This window comes from Roseobacter sp. EG26, assembly GCF_049830555.1.
In the GTDB taxonomy this organism is placed as follows: domain Bacteria; phylum Pseudomonadota; class Alphaproteobacteria; order Rhodobacterales; family Rhodobacteraceae; genus Roseobacter.
The window spans coordinates 196,890-214,120 of the sequence record NZ_JBNBLH010000003.1 but is presented as its reverse complement, the minus strand read 5'-3'; the positions used below and the strand labels follow the sequence as shown (position 1 = coordinate 214,120).

General features: G+C 60.8%; 12 protein-coding genes. 6 read left to right on the top strand and 6 right to left on the bottom strand.

Annotation, left to right across the window (positions count from 1 at the left end):
* The first annotated feature begins 65 nt into the window (after positions 1–65).
* From ACOTTU_RS08910 to yaaA, 3 genes are all read left to right on the top strand, one after another.
* Positions 66–353, top strand: a complete 288-nt coding sequence (locus ACOTTU_RS08910) for a YggT family protein (RefSeq protein ID WP_298915879.1) — start codon at positions 66–68, stop codon at positions 351–353.
* A gap of 113 nt (positions 354–466) precedes the next feature.
* A complete protein-coding gene (gene recQ, locus ACOTTU_RS08905; RefSeq protein ID WP_425657439.1) occupies positions 467–2,512 on the top strand; it encodes a DNA helicase RecQ in 2,046 nt (681 codons plus the stop codon).
* A gap of 54 nt (positions 2,513–2,566) precedes the next feature.
* A complete protein-coding gene (gene yaaA, locus ACOTTU_RS08900) occupies positions 2,567–3,346 on the top strand; it encodes a peroxide stress protein YaaA (protein WP_425657438.1) in 780 nt (259 codons plus the stop codon).
* Here the strand turns inward: yaaA and ACOTTU_RS08895 are convergent.
* The 5 genes from ACOTTU_RS08895 to ACOTTU_RS08875 all read right to left on the bottom strand — a co-directional run bounded on the left by ACOTTU_RS08895 (position 3,331) and on the right by ACOTTU_RS08875 (position 12,494).
* Positions 3,331–5,643 (bottom strand): response regulator, encoded by a 2,313-nt coding sequence (locus tag ACOTTU_RS08895; RefSeq protein WP_425657436.1) that lies wholly within the window; start codon positions 5,641–5,643, stop codon positions 3,331–3,333. The genes yaaA and ACOTTU_RS08895 overlap by 16 nt on opposite strands.
* A gap of 128 nt (positions 5,644–5,771) precedes the next feature.
* Positions 5,772–7,814 carry a hypothetical protein gene (locus ACOTTU_RS08890; protein WP_425657434.1) on the bottom strand — a complete coding sequence of 681 codons (2,043 nt, stop codon included), beginning with the start codon at positions 7,812–7,814 and terminating at the stop codon, positions 5,772–5,774.
* Positions 7,811–10,588, bottom strand: a complete 2,778-nt coding sequence (locus ACOTTU_RS08885) for a DUF4159 domain-containing protein (protein WP_425657432.1) — start codon at positions 10,586–10,588, stop codon at positions 7,811–7,813. The genes ACOTTU_RS08890 and ACOTTU_RS08885 overlap by 4 nt, the downstream gene beginning before the upstream one ends.
* A complete protein-coding gene (locus tag ACOTTU_RS08880; RefSeq protein ID WP_425657430.1) occupies positions 10,585–11,490 on the bottom strand; it encodes a DUF58 domain-containing protein in 906 nt (301 codons plus the stop codon). The genes ACOTTU_RS08885 and ACOTTU_RS08880 overlap by 4 nt, the downstream gene beginning before the upstream one ends.
* Positions 11,487–12,494 (bottom strand): AAA family ATPase, encoded by a 1,008-nt coding sequence (locus ACOTTU_RS08875; protein ID WP_425657428.1) that lies wholly within the window; start codon positions 12,492–12,494, stop codon positions 11,487–11,489. The genes ACOTTU_RS08880 and ACOTTU_RS08875 overlap by 4 nt, the downstream gene beginning before the upstream one ends.
* Positions 12,495–12,564: 70 nt before the next feature.
* Here ACOTTU_RS08875 and ACOTTU_RS08870 point away from each other — a divergent pair, with 70 nt between their 5' ends.
* The 3 genes from ACOTTU_RS08870 to ACOTTU_RS08860 all read left to right on the top strand — a co-directional run bounded on the left by ACOTTU_RS08870 (position 12,565) and on the right by ACOTTU_RS08860 (position 14,363).
* On the top strand, positions 12,565–13,140 hold the full coding sequence (locus ACOTTU_RS08870; RefSeq protein ID WP_425657426.1) for a DUF1285 domain-containing protein: 576 nt from the start codon (positions 12,565–12,567) through the stop codon (positions 13,138–13,140).
* A gap of 136 nt (positions 13,141–13,276) precedes the next feature.
* A complete protein-coding gene (locus ACOTTU_RS08865; protein WP_425657424.1) occupies positions 13,277–14,041 on the top strand; it encodes a hydroxypyruvate isomerase family protein in 765 nt (254 codons plus the stop codon).
* A gap of 91 nt (positions 14,042–14,132) precedes the next feature.
* A complete protein-coding gene (locus tag ACOTTU_RS08860; RefSeq protein WP_298915853.1) occupies positions 14,133–14,363 on the top strand; it encodes a DUF2798 domain-containing protein in 231 nt (76 codons plus the stop codon).
* Positions 14,364–14,393: 30 nt separating this feature from the next.
* Here ACOTTU_RS08860 and polA read toward each other — a convergent pair whose 3' ends face one another.
* A complete protein-coding gene (gene polA, locus ACOTTU_RS08855) occupies positions 14,394–17,195 on the bottom strand; it encodes a DNA polymerase I (protein WP_425657422.1) in 2,802 nt (933 codons plus the stop codon).
* Positions 17,196–17,231: the final 36 nt, after the last annotated feature.

The following is a 17,231-nucleotide window of genomic DNA, read 5'->3' as shown; positions in this document are numbered from 1 at the left end:
ACCGGCCTTGCTTATTGGAGCGGCCTTGCTTAATTGAGCATCGACACGGAAAAAGAGGTCTGCCGATGCAATCGCTGTTCCAAATCCTGATGCTGCTGCTGAACGTGGTGTGGTTTTTCATCATCGCCCATGTGATCATGAGCTGGCTGATCAATTTTCAGGTGCTCAACACCCGTCAACAACTGGTGGCGCAGATCTGGTATAGCCTGAACCGCATTCTGGAGCCGCTTTATGGCCCGGTGCGTCGCATTCTGCCCCCGATGGGCGGGATTGATCTGGCCCCCCTGGCGGTTCTGATCGGGGTGGCGGTGCTGCGGATCGTTCTGGTCAACAACTACGCGCTCTTTCTCTAGCCAAATTGCCCTGAGCGGTGATTTTTTGGGCCTGGGCGAGGCCTGAAGGCTTGTTCACGAATCCTTAGTGTGGGAGTCTGCGGCAAAAGAGCAGATTTCAATAAGGGTTTCCGATGACAGGCGCTGCCACTCTGTTGCAGGATGTGTTTGGTTTTGATGATTTTCGCCCCGGTCAGGCGGAGATTGTCGAGGCGGTGAGCGCTGGTGAAAACACCCTTGCGATCATGCCCACGGGGGGCGGGAAATCTCTTTGTTTTCAACTGCCTGCGCTGCTGCGCGAGGGGGTAACGGTTGTCATATCCCCCCTGATTGCCCTGATGCGCGATCAGGTGCGCGCCTTGCAGGAAGCCGGTGTCAGTGCCGGGGCGCTGACCTCCGGCAACACGCCGGAAGAAACCGATGCGGTCTTTGAGGCGCTGGAGGTGGGCAGGCTGAAACTGCTTTATATGGCCCCGGAGCGTTTGGCGGCCGGGTCGGCCATTGGGTTGCTGCAACGTGTGGGCGTGTCGCTGATCGCCGTGGATGAAGCCCATTGCGTCAGCCAGTGGGGCCATGATTTTCGCCCCGATTACCTGCGGATCGGGGCCTTGCGGCAGGCATTGAACGTGCCGCTGGCCGCGTTCACGGCAACGGCGGATCGCGAAACGCGGGTGGAGATTGTCGAAAAGCTGTTTGACGGGCAGGCCCCCCGGGAATTCCTGCAAGGGTTCGACCGGCCCAATATTCATCTGGGGTTTGCCGCCAAGGACGGGCCGCGCCGTCAAATCCTGGGGTTTGCCGCTGCCCGCAAGGGGCAATCCGGCATCGTCTATTGCGGCACGCGCGCCAAGACCGAAAGCCTTGCCGGGGCGCTGCGCGAGGCAGGCCATGCGGTGATGCATTACCATGGGGGCATGGAGGCTGACGACCGCCGCATCGCCGAGACCCGATTTCAGCGCGAGGACGGGTTGATCGTGGTGGCGACCGTGGCGTTTGGCATGGGCATCGACAAGCCGGACATTCGCTGGGTGGCCCATGCGGATCTGCCGAAATCCATCGAGGCCTATTATCAGGAGATCGGGCGCGCCGGTCGGGATGGGGCACCTGCCGAAACCCTTACGCTTTTTGGTCCCGAAGACATCCGGCTGCGCCGCGCCCAGATTGACGAGGGCCTCGCCCCGCCGGAAAGACGTGCGGCGGATCACGGGCGTCTGAACGCGCTTTTGGGCCTGGCTGAAGCGCTGACATGCCGCCGCAAAACCCTGCTGGAATATTTTGGCGAAGGGGATGTGACCTGTGGTCATTGCGATCTTTGCGATCAGCCAGCGGAGGTTTTTGACGGAACCACCGCGGTGCGCAAGGCCCTGTCGGCCATTTTGCGCACGGATGAGTGGTTTGGTGCAGGCCATCTGATCGACATTCTGATCGGTAACGAGACAGACAAGATCCGGCAACGCGGCCATCAGTCTTTGCCCACTTACGGCGTGGGTACTGAATACGACCGTCGCCAGTGGCAGGCGATTTTCCGTCAGATGATGGGGTATGATCTGGTGCGGCCCGATCCGGATCGCCATGGTGCACTTCGAATGACCGACGCCGCCTTGCCGATCCTGCGGGATGAAGCCCAGATCATGCTGCGGCGCGACAGCATCCGCGCGGCGGCCTCCAACCGCAGGCCTGCAGTCAAGGCGATGGTTTCTGACGAAGACGCGCCGCTTCTGTCCGCGCTGAAGGCCAAACGCCGGGCTTTTGCCGAAGCCGCCAAGGTACCGGCCTATGTGATTTTCAATGACCGCACCCTGATCGAAATGGCGCAAACCAGGCCGCAGTCGCTGGACGCGATGGCACAGGTTTCCGGCGTGGGGGCCAAGAAGCTGGAACGCTACGGTGCTGCATTTCTGGAAGTGATCAGCGGCGAGGTGACCCATATGCATCCCACGCGGCGCAAGCTGGCGGGGCGTGAGGCTGGCTCAATCTATGACCAGTTGCTGGCCGTTCAGGCCGATCTGTCGCGTGGCGCGGAAGGGACAGACAAACCGCTGAGTTGCTCGGCTTCTCTGCTGGCGAAGGTGGCACAATTGCGTGATGCGGATTCCACCGCCCTTCAACGGCTGTTAGGGGATCGTCGGGCGCAAAGATTTGGCCCGGCCTTTCTGGACGTCCTGCGGGAGGCGAGCTAAGTCGCGCAGCAAGGGGGCGTTGCCCTCCGCGCAAATGAGAATGGGGATGACAATATGTTGGTGGTGATTTCACCGGCCAAACGGCTGGATTGGGCAGAGCGGGATGTCACGATGACAGAGCCCGCGTTTCACGAAGATGCCCGGCGGCTGGTCAAAACGGCGCGCAACCTGACGCTTGGCAAGCTCAAGGGGCTGATGGATCTCTCCGATGATCTGGCCCGGTTGAACCGCGACCGGTTCGCCGCCTTTGCCGATGACCCGGCACCCCAGATCACGCGGCCCGCAGCGCTGGCTTTTGCAGGTGACACCTATCAGGGATTGGAGGCGCAGAGCCTTGATGCGGATGAAATGGCCTGGGCGCAGGATCACCTGCGCATTCTGTCAGGGCTCTACGGGCTGTTGCGGCCATTGGATGCGATCCAGCCCTACCGTCTGGAAATGGGCAGCCGTCTGAAGACGCGGCGCGGCAACTCCCTTTATGACTATTGGCGTGACGGGCTTTCCAAAGCGCTCAACGCGCAGGCCGAGGCACTGGGGTCGGACGTTCTGATCAATTGTGCCAGTCAGGAATATTTTGGCGCAGTTGCGCCCAAGGCGCTGAAACTGCGGGTCATTACGCCGAGCTTTATGGAAGACAAGGAGGATGGCAAAGGGCCGAAAATTGTCAGTTTCTTTGCCAAGAAGGCACGCGGGTCTATGGCGCGTTTTGTGATTCAGCAGCGGCTTGACGACCCGGAAGAGGTGCTGGGTTTCACCACCGGCGGTTACCGCTATGACGCGGCACTGTCACAACCGGACCGCCCCGTCTTTGTGCGGCCCTACCCGGCTTCCTGATCGGGAACATCGGGGCGCGGGTTTAGCGCCACTTCGGGGCAGTAATCCAGGATATGCGCGTGCATTTCTGCCTTGCGGACAGGTTTTGACATATAGTGATCGAGCCCGACGGCGAGGATTTCCTTGTTGTCGCCCTGCATGGCATGGGCGGTGAGCGCGATGATGGGCACATGCCGACCTGAGGTTTCCTCTTTTTTGCGGATCGTCTGGGTGGCCTCCTTGCCATCCATTCGCGGCATGGAAATATCCATGAAGATCAGATCGGGTTCAAAGCTGTCGTAGGCTTCGACCGCTTCGATGCCGTCGTTGGCAAACTTCAGGTCTATGTCGAAATCCTTGAGCATTTTACGCAGAACAAGCTGGTTGGTCTTGTTGTCTTCTGCGGCCAGAATGCGCATCTGACGCGGGGCGTCGACAGCGGGTTCTTCGATCTCGGCGGGGCTTTCCGTTTCGACCACGGGTTCGATCACAGCATCGGGCGCGTCCGTCGGCGGGGCGCTGGCATTTGCCCTGCGATGTGAGAATGTCGGCATCTCAAGATTGGGGAGCGCGTCCTCCTCCGGCTCGGCCGCTTTGGCCTCAAAGGCGGCCAGGCGTTGCAGGATTTCATGCCGCGGATAAGGCTTTTGCGCAATCGCATCGACCGCGCCTTTTGCCGGATCGGCATGGGCATGACCGACATTTGAACTCAGCAGAAAAATGGGCATTTTATGCCCGGCCTGACGCGCGGTTTCAGCAAATTGAATACCGTTCATATCGGCCATGATATGATCCACCAACACAACATCAACTGTCCGGTCCAAAAGCGCCAACCCGCAGGCCGCGTCCTCACAAAGCGTGACCTTGAGACCAAGCTCTTCGATCTGGCGGCCCATGATCAACCGGTTGGGTTCAAAATCGTCGATGACCATCACGTGCCGCAGCGCCGGGGGCAGGGTCGGGTGTTGGGCCTCCATTGCGTCCGCCACATCAAAGGAAATTTCAAAGCCAAAGCAGGACCCGACCCCTTCTTCGGAGGTCAGCCAGATACGCCCGCCCATCATCTTAATCAGACGTTTGGTGATGGCGAGGCCCAGACCGGTGCCGTCAAACTGGCGATTTCGTTCATTTTCGACCTGATTGAATTCCCCGAACACATGGTCGATCATATTTTCCGGAATGCCGATCCCGGTATCTTCCACGGTCACGCTGAGCGCCATTTTCTTGGCCTCGGCATCCGGTTTACCGCGCACTTTTACCGTGACGTGACCTTCTTGCGTGAATTTGACTGCATTGCCCATCAGATTGGTCAGGATCTGACGTATCCGCCCGGGGTCCCCCACAAACTGCGATGGCAGGAACAAATCGTAATCCAGAAGCAGGTCCAGCCCCTTGTCCCTTGCGGTTGATTGCAACAGCATGATGATTTCAAGAATAGATCGTTCGAGATCAAAGGGTTCAGGGTGCAAATCGAGACGTTCCGCCTCGATCTTGGAGTAATCGAGCACGTCGTTGATGATCACCAGCAGCGCTTCGCCCGAATTTTTGATGGTATCGACATAGAGCCGCTGCTCTTCGGTCAGCGGTGTATCGACCAGAACATCCGCCATGCCGACAACACCATTCATGGGCGTGCGAATCTCATGGCTCATATTGGCGAGGAAGGCCGATTTCGCTCGGTTGGCAATCTCGGCACTTTCGCGGGCGGCTTTCAGCTTCTCTTCGTATTTGACGGTGGCGGTGATGTTCAGACCCAACGAAATGATGTCGCCGTCCGGGCCACGCTGGTCGATGATCTTGATATACTCGCCGTTCCACAGGCGGATGACCACCGGTTCAGGCTCAGGGGATTGCACCCGTTCAATCATCATCTGACGCCAGGCGTCGGGCGTCATGTCCCCGGTGTTGACGATCCCCTCGTCTGTCAGAACCTGCAGGATGGTGACATAGCTGACACCGGGTTTGATCTCCTCAAGCTTGTCGAAAACCGCAAGATATGAACGGTTTGCCATGATCATTTCCAGATCTGGCGTGAAGAAGGCAAAACCGTCATTGATGGTCTCAATCGAATGCCACAGCCGCCTTTCGACAAGCTCGATCTTTTCATGGGCCGCTGAAAGGTCGGATTTGACGCGCTGGTTCTCATCGCGGACGTTGGCCACTTCGGCCTGGGTTTCGACGATCTGATGCGACAAGGCCTTGGCATGGGCGCCAAGTTTGCGATTGGCAGCAAAAAGCTCTGCCTGCTTGAGTTCAAGCAGGCGCTCAGCAGCCAATCTGCCACGTCGTTCCTCAGCCAGTTTGTTGGCGAGACTCATCCGATCACCGGCAATTTCGTTCCAATTGCGGCAGTTTTTCACAAATGTCGTGAATATCTGTTTAATTCATGTTGGTGAAAGTGAGCAGGCGATGCCAAACCAACGGATTTGGCCAGATATTCTGCTGGTTATCTGCGGCCTTCGCGCAGCCAGGCCGCGGTGATGAATGCAGCGGACATCAGCAGGACAAGCCAACCCGGCAACAGGTTGGTTTGCCGCACGTCCCGGGTTTCAAACGCATCGCGGGGTGTGAGGCCCACCCATCCACGCCCGGCAGCGGGGCGGCCTGCGCGGACGTTGCGAATCCTTGGTAACCCGTCTTCGATGCGCGTGGTGCCGCCGCGCAATCCCGCCAGTACCGGGGTTAGAATATCGGCGGTTGCAATTGTCTGTTCAAATTCGCGCGGGGCGGCAGGGCCAAGGCCGATAACTGCAAGCTGATCGCCATTCTCCAGCCGGTAGAGGCCGATTTCGGGGCCTTCGAACATACCTTCAAAAACACCGGGGCTCACCTCGTCGAGGGTCAATTCGGATTGATTGCCGGAGGGATCTGTGAGGGTCAGCGGGGGGACGCTGTCCTCAAGCGTGCGCCGCCGGATGCGCATCGTCTGCCCGGTCGCCTCCGCAGTCAGTGATTCCTCTTCGAGCTCGGGTTCCTTCATCATCCAATGCGCAAGACGCCGCAGCAGTTCCAGTTGCGGTCCGCCGCCTTCGTATCCGCGGTTCCACAGCCAGGCGTGATCTGATGCCAGCAAGGCAACGCGCCCCTCGCCGACCCGGTCCAGCACCAGGAGCGGGCGTTCGCCCACACCTGACATGACAACGTTGCCTTTGGCTTCGGTCACATCGATCTGCCGCAACCAGCGCCCCCAGTCCCCGTTCATCGGAAGATCGGTTGTCACGGGATGACGCGCGCCAAGGTCGGTGATCGTCGGCAGATAAGGCTGTTCAAGAACGCGGGCAGTGGGTGCGGCTGGTAGCACCGTGCCAAGCGGCGAGCGGAATATGCTGTCGGCACCGGCGAAATCCTCGCCCGCCGCCACCAGAACCGCGCCGCCCTGCTGAATGTAGTTTGCAACATTGTCCAGATAGAGCGCCGGCAGGATGCCACGGCGCTTGTAGCGGTCAAAGATGATCAAGTCGAAATCAGTAATTTTTTCCAGAAAAAGCTCGCGGGTCGGGAAAGCAATGAGCGAGAGTTCATTGACCGGCACACCGTCCTGCTTTTCGGGGGGTCTTAGAATGGTGAAATGCACCAGATCGACGGAACTGTCTGATTTCAGCAGGTTACGCCAGGTGCGACCGCCTGGATGCGGTTCGCCACTGACCAGCAGCACACGCAGGCGGTCACGTACCCCGTTCATTTGGATGAGGGCCGTGTTGTTGCGATCCGTTAATTCACCCTCGGCCATGGGTACCGTGAACTGGATCACGTTGCGCCCGCCATGCGGCAGGGTTACAGGCAGTTCGATATCCTGCCCAAGTGGCACGTCAAAACGTTGCGGCGGGTCGCCATCGACGGAGATTTCAAGAGGTGCCAGTCCGCTGCCTTGCGGGGCTGCGCCCATATCCTCGATGCGCAGCGTGAGCGTCACAGGTTCGCCAATGATGGCAAAGGCGGGGGCATTGCGGATGCTCAGGCGACGATCCCAATCGCTTTCTTTGCCTGTCATCAGCAGGTGCATCGGCGCGGGCAGATCGACCGGCAGGTCGGCGTCATGCACGCGGCCATCGCTGAGCGCCAGAATACCGGCGATCCGTGCGCGGGGTTCTTCGGCAAGTGCCTTTGAGAGCGCGGTCATGAGCTGGGTGCCCGCGTCGCCTTCGCCATCCGGAACCGTTACGCGGCGCACCTCGGTGTTGGGTCGGGCGGCGATGCGGGCGGCCAGCGCATCAGCAGAAGTGGCGACCTGTTCGGCGCGGTCGGAGAGTTGCTGGCTGGCGCTTTCATCTTCGAGCAGGATCACGATGTCGGTCAGGGGCGCGCGGTCCTCCTGCTGGTAGGAGGGGCCGGTCAGCGCACCCAGGATCACCAGTGCCGCCAGCGCGCGCAGGGCCCAGCCGTTCAGCCGCCGGACAATGGCCAGCATCACGCCGATGGCCGCAATGACACCTACCATGACCAGCAGCGGCCAGGGGATGAGCGGATCAAAGACAATGCTGCCGGTCATTGGCCCAACCTGTCGAGCAGTGCAGGCACATGCACCTGATCGGACTTATAGTTGCCGGTGAGCACATGCATCACCAGATTGACGCCGAAGCGGAAGGCGATTTCGCGTTGCCTTTCGCCGGTAAAGCCCCGCCCGATGGGCACCAGCGGCGCACCGTTCGACGCCACAGCCCAGGCGGCGGCCCAGTCATTGCCGCCGATCACCACGGGCGTGACCCCGTCGTTGAGGTTGCGGAAGGGCATGCCCTCAACCTGTTCGGCATCGGGCGGGGCTGCTTCGACCCAGACATCACGGCTGGCGTGGCGTCCGGGAAAATCCTGAAGCAGATAGAAGGTGCGGGTCAGAACATGATCGGCTGGCAGGGGTTCCAGTGGCGGAATGTCGAGCGGTGCGGCCAAATCCTGCAGTTTGCGCCCATTGGGGCTGGATGCGCCAAAACGCGCAATATCCGCGTCACGGGTGTCGAACAGGATCAACCCCCCGGAGCGCAGGTATTCGTTGAGCTTTACGTAAGCCTCGGAAGACGGGCGCGGCTGATCTGGCGTAATTGGCCAGTAGAGGATCGGGAAGAAAGCCAACTCATCCATTTCCAGATCCACACCAGTGGGGGCTGCGGGTTCGACAGAGGTACGGAAAAAAAGTGTATCCGACAGCCCGCGCAACCCGGCTTGGGATATCTCATCCACCCGGTCGTTACCGGTCTTGACGTAGGCCAGGGTCAGTTCGGCGGTGGCATCAAGTGCAAAGATATCTTCTTCGGCGCTCTGGGCGCTTGCCCGGTCCGGGAGCGTCAAAGGCACCCCCAGCATCAGCGCCACCATCGCGGCGCGGTTGACGTTGCCAAGCAGCCGTCCGGACAGGGACAGGGAGGCCACGACATCCGCCAGAAGCAGAAGTATGGCGAGGCTCAGAAGCCATCCGGCAACGGGTTGTTCCGGAGGCACTGCGAAGCCCTTGACGGGGATGCGCGCGGGCCAGGACACCGGGGTGATCGTTGTTTCTGCCTCAATGACATTGCGCGCCAATCGCCGGTCACCCGAAGCATAGATGCCGGGTTGCATGTCCGGACCGGGCGGCGCGTTCAGCAGGTCTGGTCCCGGCACGCCGGGCAAGGTTCCCGCATCACTGAGCGTGCCGAACCCATCCATCACCAGTTCCGGCGTCCAGGTGGTGCCCTCAAGCTGAACCGCATCCGGGCGCGTGGCCGAGGTTGAGACGGCGAGGCGTTCGAGCATCTGCACGAACAACCCGGAGAGCGGCAGGGTCGACCAATCCGCAGTCGCCGTGATGTGGAAAAGCACGATCTGCCCCTGTTCGCGGGTCTTGCGCGTGACCAGCGGCGTGCCGTCGGTCAGTTCGGCAATGACGCGGGCCGCCAGTGTCGGGTCGGGTTGCGCCATGACCTGACTGGTGATCTGCACATCGTCGGGAATTTGCAGACCAAAGAAGGGAGAGGTTTCGCGGAAGGGTGCCAGTTTCTTGGGCGCGCCCCAGCTCATTGCCCCGCCCACCGTGCGCCCGCCGGAACGCAACCGCACGGGCATCATAGGGTCCTCATCAATGCGACTGACATCGCTGGCGGCAATGCGCGGGCCAGCAAAGCGCACGAGCATGCCGCCTTCGTCGATCCAGGCCCCAAGCTCTTCGGCCTCGGCCGGGGCCAGCGTGGCCACATCCGCCAGAACGATCACATCGGGGTTGGCGGGCAACACGTCGCGCAGATCGCCGCGGATAAGGTCCGCCGTCGGCAACAGCGCCTGTTCAATGTAGTGCATCGGCGAGAGCAGCGGCAAGCCTTCGCGGTTCTCTGTTCCCGCGATCAGGGCGACTTCCCGGCGTCTCAGACCGTCATCCGCAAGGGTTGTTGTCCCTGCCGAGCGTTGGCCTTGCAGGTCAAAACGCGTGACCCGCGCGCGCATTTCGGAGGGTATCGACAGGGCAGTGCTGGCGGTTGTCTCACCCGGTGCAAAACTTGCCGTGGCCGTGGCCAGAATGCTTGCGTTGCCAGCGGGATCGCGTCCGTTGGCCTGAAACGTCACTTCACGTTCCGGCCCGGCGGCTGCACGAATGGCCGTAAGCTGTACCGCGCCATCCTCAAACCCGGCGGGGCTGAGCGCCAGGACATTTGCTGCGGTCTGATAAACCTCGACCCTGCCTTTGGCCTCAAAGGCGTCCAATGCCGCCTCGCGCCCGGGGTAGTCGAGCCCGTCACTGAACCAGAGCGTGTCGAAATTGCCTTCCGCTGCCGCGAAGGAAACCGCCTGAGCAGCATGTGCCGCGCTGGGTTGCCACGGGGCTGGTCGGAATCCCGGCAGGCGGCTGCGCCAGGCATCAGCGGTCTGGAAAACGGGGGGCTGCGGGCGCGCCATGTCGAGGAAGGCGACGGTGCGCCCGGCCCGACTGGCGCGGGTCAGCTGTGCTGCAATCGCCTCTTCCTGATCAGACCAGCGCGTCGCCCCGGCCCAACTGCCATCCAGCACGATCAGCAAGGGACCATTGCCCTGCGCCTGATCTTCGCTGGGGTTCAGAACCGGCCCTGCCAGACCCAGAATGATCGCCGCGATCGCCAGCATGCGCAGCAGCAACAGCCACCAGGGCGTGCGGTCAGAGACGGTTTCATCGTCCGTGAGCCCCAAAAGCAGGGCCACACCGGGAAACCGCCTGCGAATGGGCGCAGGGGGTACGGCGCGCAGGATCAGCCAGAGGATCGGTAGCGTCAGCAGGGCCAACAGCAACCAGGGTGAGGTGAAGCCTATGCCGCCCAGAACGGTCATCGCATCCCCCCTGTATCAAGTGCTCTGTAAAGCCAGAGCAGGGCGGATTGCGCCGAGGCATCCGTGTGATGCAGCCCGTATTGCCAGCCGGTCAGCGCACAGAGTTTTTGCAGTTCGGATTTGCGCGCGGCGAGGCGGTCAAGGTAACGGTCGCGCAGGTCATTGGCCTTCAGGGTTTCATGGCTCAGAGAGCCGCCAACGCTTTCGAAAATCGTGCGCCCGCGAAAAGGAAACGCCTCCTCGGATGGGTCCAGCACATGCATCAGCACGCCCCGTACGCCCCTGTCAGCGGCCTTGGTCAGCGCCAGTTTGACCTCTGCCACGTCGCCCATGAAATCGGAGATGAACAGCGCGCGGGCCGAGGGGATCATCGCGCGGTGTTCGGGGGGGGCATAGTCTTCGGCGGCATCCGTGGTGAACATTTCGGCCAGCCGCAGAATCTGGGCGTTCCCGCGTCGCGGGGGCAGAGCCGTGCCTGTCAGCCCAACCCGTTCACCGCCCCGCACCAGCAGGATCGCAACGGCTAGACCCAGCAGCCGCGCGCGGTCGGCTTTTTGGGCCAGATCCTTGGTGCTGGCAAAGCGCATGGAGGCCCCCTGATCGACCCAGAGCATGACCGATTGCGCGATCTGCCATTCGCGTTCACGCACGAATTCGGTGTCACCCCGGGCGGAGCGCCGGTGGTCGATCAGCCGCTTGCTGTCGCCGGTTTGCGCCGGTCGGTACTGCCAGAAATCATCGCCCATGCCCGCGCGCCGCCGCCCGTGATCGCCCAGAAGGACAGCGCCCGCCAGATGATCGGCGCGCGCCAGAAGGGCCGGCAGGGAAGCCGCCTGCGCTTCGGCGTCCGCGCGCAGGGCCGTGGGTCTGGAAATATCCTGAGAGGCGCTGAGCGGTGTCACGCGGCTGCTTTCGCCCCGGCCAGATCGCTTGCGATGGTGTCAATCAGATCAGAGAGGCTGTCGCCACGCGCGCGGGCTGCAAAATTCAGCGCCATGCGGTGGCTGAGAACCGGTCGTGCCATGTCCAGCACATCTTCGGCCGAGGGTGCGAGCCGCCCTTGCAGGAGCGCGCGCGCCCTGACGGTCATCATCAGGGCCTGTGCGGCACGCGGTCCCGGACCCCAGGCAACGGTCTCTCGCACCCGCTCGGAAGCGCCGTCTTCTTCGGGGCGGAAGGCGCGCACCAGATCGAGGATCATCTCGACCACGCTGTCGCCCACGGGCATCCGTCGCAGCACCTGTTGGGCTGCCAGCAGTTCGGCGGCGGTAAAGACTTCGGTCGATTCCGCTTCCGTATCGCCGGTGGTGGCCAGCAGGATATCGCGCTCGGTATCGCGGTCGGGATAATCCACGTCGATCTGCACGAGGAACCGGTCAAGCTGCGCTTCGGGCAGCGGGTAGGTGCCTTCCTGCTCAATCGGGTTTTGCGTGGCCAGCACGTGGAAAGGCATACCCAGGGCGCGGTCCTCGCCCGCAACGGTCACGGTTTTTTCCTGCATCGCCTGCAACAGGGCGGATTGGGTCCGTGGGCTGGCGCGGTTGATTTCATCAGCCATCAGAAGCTGACAGAAGATCGGCCCCTGAATGAAGCGAAAGGCGCGACTGCCGTCTGCAGAGGTATCAAGCACTTCAGAGCCCAGAATATCCGCGGGCATCAGGTCGGGCGTGAACTGCACGCGATTGCCGTTGAGCCCCATGACCGTCGAGAGCGTTTCGACTAGTCGCGTCTTGCCCAGCCCCGGCAGTCCGATGAGCAACCCATGGCCGCCACACAGCAGAGCAGTCAGCGTCAGCTCAACCACACGCTCCTGTCCGATAAAGCGCTTGGTCACCGATGTTTTGGCCTGGGTGAGTTTTTCGCCCAGCGCTTCGATCTCAGCAACCAAATCTTCTGCATTACTCATGACAAGCCACTCCAAAGAAATATATGTGTTAGATGTAACTCTATCGCGCGTGAGGGAAATGGCAAAAGCAATGAGTGGACAAAAAACCGTTACACCCTCGGCAGAAAGCCTTGCGGCTTCCTTAACAGCCGCAAAAACACGCGGTTTGCCGCCCGTGCACCTGTGGAATCCGCCGTTTTGCGGTGATCTGGACATGCGCATCGCACGCGACGGGACGTGGTTTTATCAGGGCACACCCATTGGACGGCCCGGGTTGGTCAAGCTGTTCGCGTCGATTCTCAAGCGCGAGGCGGGCAAATTCTATCTTGTCACGCCGGTGGAAAAGGTGGGGATCACGGTGGATGACGCCCCTTTTGTCGCCGTTGATTTCGAGGCAAAGGGTAGCGGGCAGGATCAAATCCTGACCTTTGAAACCAATGTGGGCGACAAGGCTGTTGCGGGCAGCGATCTGCCAATCCGGGTGGTGCGCGATGCCGAAACGGGCGAGCCTTCGCCCTATATTCTGATCCGCGCGGACCTTGAAGCGCTGATCGACCGCAAGAGTTTTTATCGTCTGGTCGATCTGGGCGTTCATTTTGACGACTGGTTTGGCGTCTGGTCCAAGGGCACGTTTTTCCGGATCATCCCGAGCCGCGAACTGCCCTGACGCCCTGCCGTTTGCGCGCGGCTGCGTGGCTTGAGAGCAACGCGTTGATGTGCATCAGCATCCGCAGAGTGCCGGAAAGCTTGGGCGTACCGACGAAGACCCCTAGTGTACTTTCGATGTACAGGGGTGGGGACCAATGTTCAAAATCGCAGCAAACCTGAGCCATTTATGGCCTGAACTACCCTATCTGGATCGGTTTGACGCCGCTGCCGAGGCGGGTTTCGAAGGGGTTGAGGTGCTCTTTCCCTACGATATGCCCGCCAAGGACACTCAGCGCGCGTTGTTGCGCAGCGGGTTGCCGATGGTCCTGATGAACGCGCCGCCGCCCAATTATACAGGCGGCCCCCGCGGTTTCGCGGCGGTGCCTGAGGCACAGGACCGTTTTCGTTTCGATCTGAGACGCGCGTTGCGGTACTGCGATGCGCTTAGTGTGCCAATGCTGCACATCATGACGGGTGCGGCTGAGGGGCAGCGGGCACGGGAGGTATTGATCGAGAACCTCAGCTGGGCGGTGCAAAACATTCCCAACGGTCTGACCCTGACGCTGGAACCCCTGAACGCCATCGACATGCCCGGATATTTTCTGGGGGACTATGATCTGGCCGCGGACATCCTGCAGGAAATTGACGCGCCCAATCTGGGGCTGCAATTCGATACATACCACGCGCAAACCATCCATGGGGATTGCCTTGCGGTTTTTGACGCCCACAAGGATATTATCCGTCACATCCAGATCGGTGATGCCCCCGGTCGTTGCGTGCCCGGGACGGGTGAAATTGACTTTGCCAGGTTTTTCGAGGTGCTCAAAGACAGCGGATATGACCGCTGGGTCAGTGCCGAATACACGCCGACCCTCCAGACGGAGGATAGTCTGGGATGGATGCAGATGTCGCAAAAGTGACCGGCGGCAGGGCCTGTCAGGTTCAGATTAACCTGCTTGAAATGCAAATCTGTGCATCTTTCATGGTCAGGATCGTCAATGGAGGTTCGCGATGATTCCCGCCCGCTACGCACATTTTGCCTATGGGTTCATCCTGTCCGGACTGATGTCGATGATGGTGTCGGGTATTGCCACGTTCCGAACTGTCGGGATGATCGACGGCTTTGTGACGCTCTGGCTGGGCAATTGGTTGCCAAGCTGGTCGGTGGCCTATCCCACGCTGCTATGTGTATCGCCTGTTGCGCGTCGGATCGTGGCAAAATTCACCCGCGTTGACGCCTGAAGGTAAGGCCGCGCGATGCTGACAATGATCTCAGTGTGCCACAGCCCAATTCGGACCCTGACCCGCATCGACATTCAGGGTGACGTCCAGCCTGACCACCGGGTCGGCGGCTGATTCCATGACCTTGCGGGCGGCGGCGATCAGATCGTCTTCCGCGCCTGTCTCAACTTCGAACAGCAGCTCATCATGCACCTGTAGCAGCATCTTTGCGGGCAGGTCTGAAATCGCCGCCGGCATGCGCACCATGGCGCGCCGGATCACATCTGCTGCGGTCCCCTGAATGGGCGCGTTGATTGCGGCGCGGGCGGCAAACCCAGCATGCGGTCCCTTGGCCCCGATGTTGGGCGTGTGAATGCGACGGCCAAAGAGGGTCTGCACATACCCGTGCTCTTTGGCAAAGGCCTTGGTGTCATCCATATAGGTGCGAATGCCGGGGAACCGTTCGAAATAACGATCAATAAACCCCTGGGCCTCGCTGCGCGGAATGCGCAGGTTGCGCGCCAGACCAAACCCCGAAATGCCATAGATCACACCAAAATTGATCGCCTTGGCGCGGCGTCTGATCTCCGGTGTCATCTCATCCATGGGTACATCGAACATCTCGGAGGCAGTCATTGCGTGGATGTCATCGCCGCGTTTGAAAGCCTCCTTGAGGGCTTCAATATCCGCGATATGGGCCAGAATGCGCAGCTCAATCTGGCTATAGTCCAGCGCCACCAGCGTCTTGCCCTCCTCGGCCACAAAAGCCTCGCGGATGCGGCGGCCCTCCTCGGTGCGGATCGGGATGTTCTGCAGGTTCGGATCGGTAGAGGCCAACCGCCCCGTGGACGCCCCGGCAATGGAATAAGAAGTGTGCACGCGGCCCGTCTCCGCGTTGATATGGTCCTGCAACGCATCTGTGTAGGTCGATTTCAGCTTGCTGAGTTGCCGCCAGTCCAGCACCCTGGCGGGCAGTTCATGTTCGGTGGCAAGGTCTTCGAGCACATCAGCCCCGGTCGCATAGGCCCCGGTCTTGCCCTTCTTGCCGCCCGCGATCCCCATTTCGTCAAAGAGGATTTCGCCCAGTTGTTTGGGCGAGCCCACATTGAACTTGCGCCCGGCAAGCTGGTAGATTTCGTCCTCCAGCCCGGCCATCTTCTGGCTGAAGGCATTGGACATGCGGCTGAGCGTATCGCGGTCTACCTTGATGCCCGTGCGTTCCATCTGCGCCAGCACCGGCACCAGGGGCCGTTCCAGCGTTTCATAGACCCGCGTGACCTGTGCCCGGTGCAGCGACGGCTTGAACTGCTGCCAGAGCCGCAGCGTGATGTCCGCATCCTCTGCCGCATAGGGCACCGCGTCGTCCATAGCTACCTTGTCAAAGGTGATGGCCGATTTACCAGAGCCTAACAGGGGTTTTATCGGGATCGGCGTGTGGTTCAGATAACGTTCGGACAGCATGTCCATACCGTGCCCGTGCAACCCGCCGTGCATCGCGTAGGACATCAGCATGGTGTCGTCGATGGGGGCAACGGTGATGCCGGCGCGGGCAAAGATCTTGAGATCGTATTTCATGTTCTGCCCGATCTTGAGGATCGAGGGGTCCTCCAGCACAGGCTTCAGCATCGCCAGCGCCTCCTCAACGGCTATTTGTCCCTCGGCCAGATCATCGGAGCCAAAGAGATCATCCCCCTGATGCGCCTTGTGGATCAACGGCACATAGCAGGCCTGCCCGGCCTCGACACAGAGCGAAATGCCCACCAGATCAGCGGTCATTTCATTCAGGCCGGTGGTTTCGGTGTCCACCGCCACATAGCCGCGCTCGTAAATCCGGTCGATCCAGACCTGCAACTCTTTGGCGGTGCCAACCTTGCTGTAGCCCGCGCGGTCAAAGGGGATATCCTCAACCTGCGGCGCATCAGGTGCCTCTGCGGGCGCGTCCTCGATCACGGGTGGTTCCACGTCAAGCTGGGTTGCGATGCGCTTGGTCAGCGTGCGGAATTCCATCTCCGCCAGAAACGGCATCAGTTGATCGGGGTCCGGGGCGCGTACTTCCAGATCGTCCAGCGCGAAGTCCAGCGGCGTGTTCTCATCCAGCAGCACCAGCCTGCGGGACAGGCGAATTTGCTCGGCGTGGTCAATCAGCGTCTGGCGGCGCTTGGGTTGCTTGATCTCTTCGGCGCGTTCCAGCAGTGCATCCAGATCACCGTATTCATTGATCAGCAGAGCGGCGGTCTTGACACCGATACCGGGGGCGCCGGGGACGTTGTCAACACTGTCACCCGCCAATGCCTGCACGTCCACCACACGGTCGGGATAGACACCGAATTTTTCGAAAACGCCGTCACGGTCAATGCGCTTGTTTTTCATCGCATCCAGCATTTCCACGCCGTCGCCGACAAGCTGCATCAGGTCCTTGTCGGAACTGATGATGGTGCAGCGCCCACCTGCAGCACGCGCCTGTACGGCCAGCGTGGCGATGATGTCGTCCGCCTCAAACCCTTCCTTTTCCTCGCAGGCGATGTTGAAGGCGATGGTGGCCCGGCGGGTCAACGGAATCTGCGGGCGCAGGTCTTCGGGCATGGCCTCGCGGTTGGCCTTGTACTGGTCGTACATTTCATTGCGAAATGTGTGACTGCCCTTGTCGAAGATCACCGCCACATGGGTGGGTGCGTCGGGGCCGGTATTCGTCTCTACATAGCGTTGCAGCATGTTGCAAAAGCCGGAGACCGCGCCAATCGGCAGCCCGTCTGATTTGCGCGTCAGGGGCGGCAAGGCGTGATAGGCACGAAAGATAAAGGCCGATCCGTCGATCAGGTGAAGATGATGCCCCTTGCCAAATGTCGTGCTCATAATAGGGTGCCCTCGTCATCGATCATTGAAAGTTCG

Bases quoted from the DNA above. Each gene is read 5' to 3' on its own strand.
- ACOTTU_RS08910 (WP_298915879.1), top strand. From the start codon at position 66: ATGCAATCGCTGTTCCAAATCCTGATGCTGCTGCTGAACGTGGTGTGG.
- recQ (WP_425657439.1), top strand. From the start codon at position 467: ATGACAGGCGCTGCCACTCTGTTGCAGGATGTGTTTGGTTTTGATGAT.
- yaaA (WP_425657438.1), top strand. From the start codon at position 2,567: ATGTTGGTGGTGATTTCACCGGCCAAACGGCTGGATTGGGCAGAGCGG.
- ACOTTU_RS08895 (WP_425657436.1), bottom strand. From the start codon at position 5,643: ATGAGTCTCGCCAACAAACTGGCTGAGGAACGACGTGGCAGATTGGCT.
- ACOTTU_RS08890 (WP_425657434.1), bottom strand. From the start codon at position 7,814: ATGACCGGCAGCATTGTCTTTGATCCGCTCATCCCCTGGCCGCTGCTG.
- ACOTTU_RS08885 (WP_425657432.1), bottom strand. From the start codon at position 10,588: ATGACCGTTCTGGGCGGCATAGGCTTCACCTCACCCTGGTTGCTGTTG.
- ACOTTU_RS08875 (WP_425657428.1), bottom strand. From the start codon at position 12,494: ATGAGTAATGCAGAAGATTTGGTTGCTGAGATCGAAGCGCTGGGCGAA.
- ACOTTU_RS08870 (WP_425657426.1), top strand. From the start codon at position 12,565: ATGAGTGGACAAAAAACCGTTACACCCTCGGCAGAAAGCCTTGCGGCT.
- ACOTTU_RS08865 (WP_425657424.1), top strand. From the start codon at position 13,277: ATGTTCAAAATCGCAGCAAACCTGAGCCATTTATGGCCTGAACTACCC.
- ACOTTU_RS08860 (WP_298915853.1), top strand. From the start codon at position 14,133: ATGATTCCCGCCCGCTACGCACATTTTGCCTATGGGTTCATCCTGTCC.
- polA (WP_425657422.1), bottom strand. From the start codon at position 17,195: ATGAGCACGACATTTGGCAAGGGGCATCATCTTCACCTGATCGACGGA.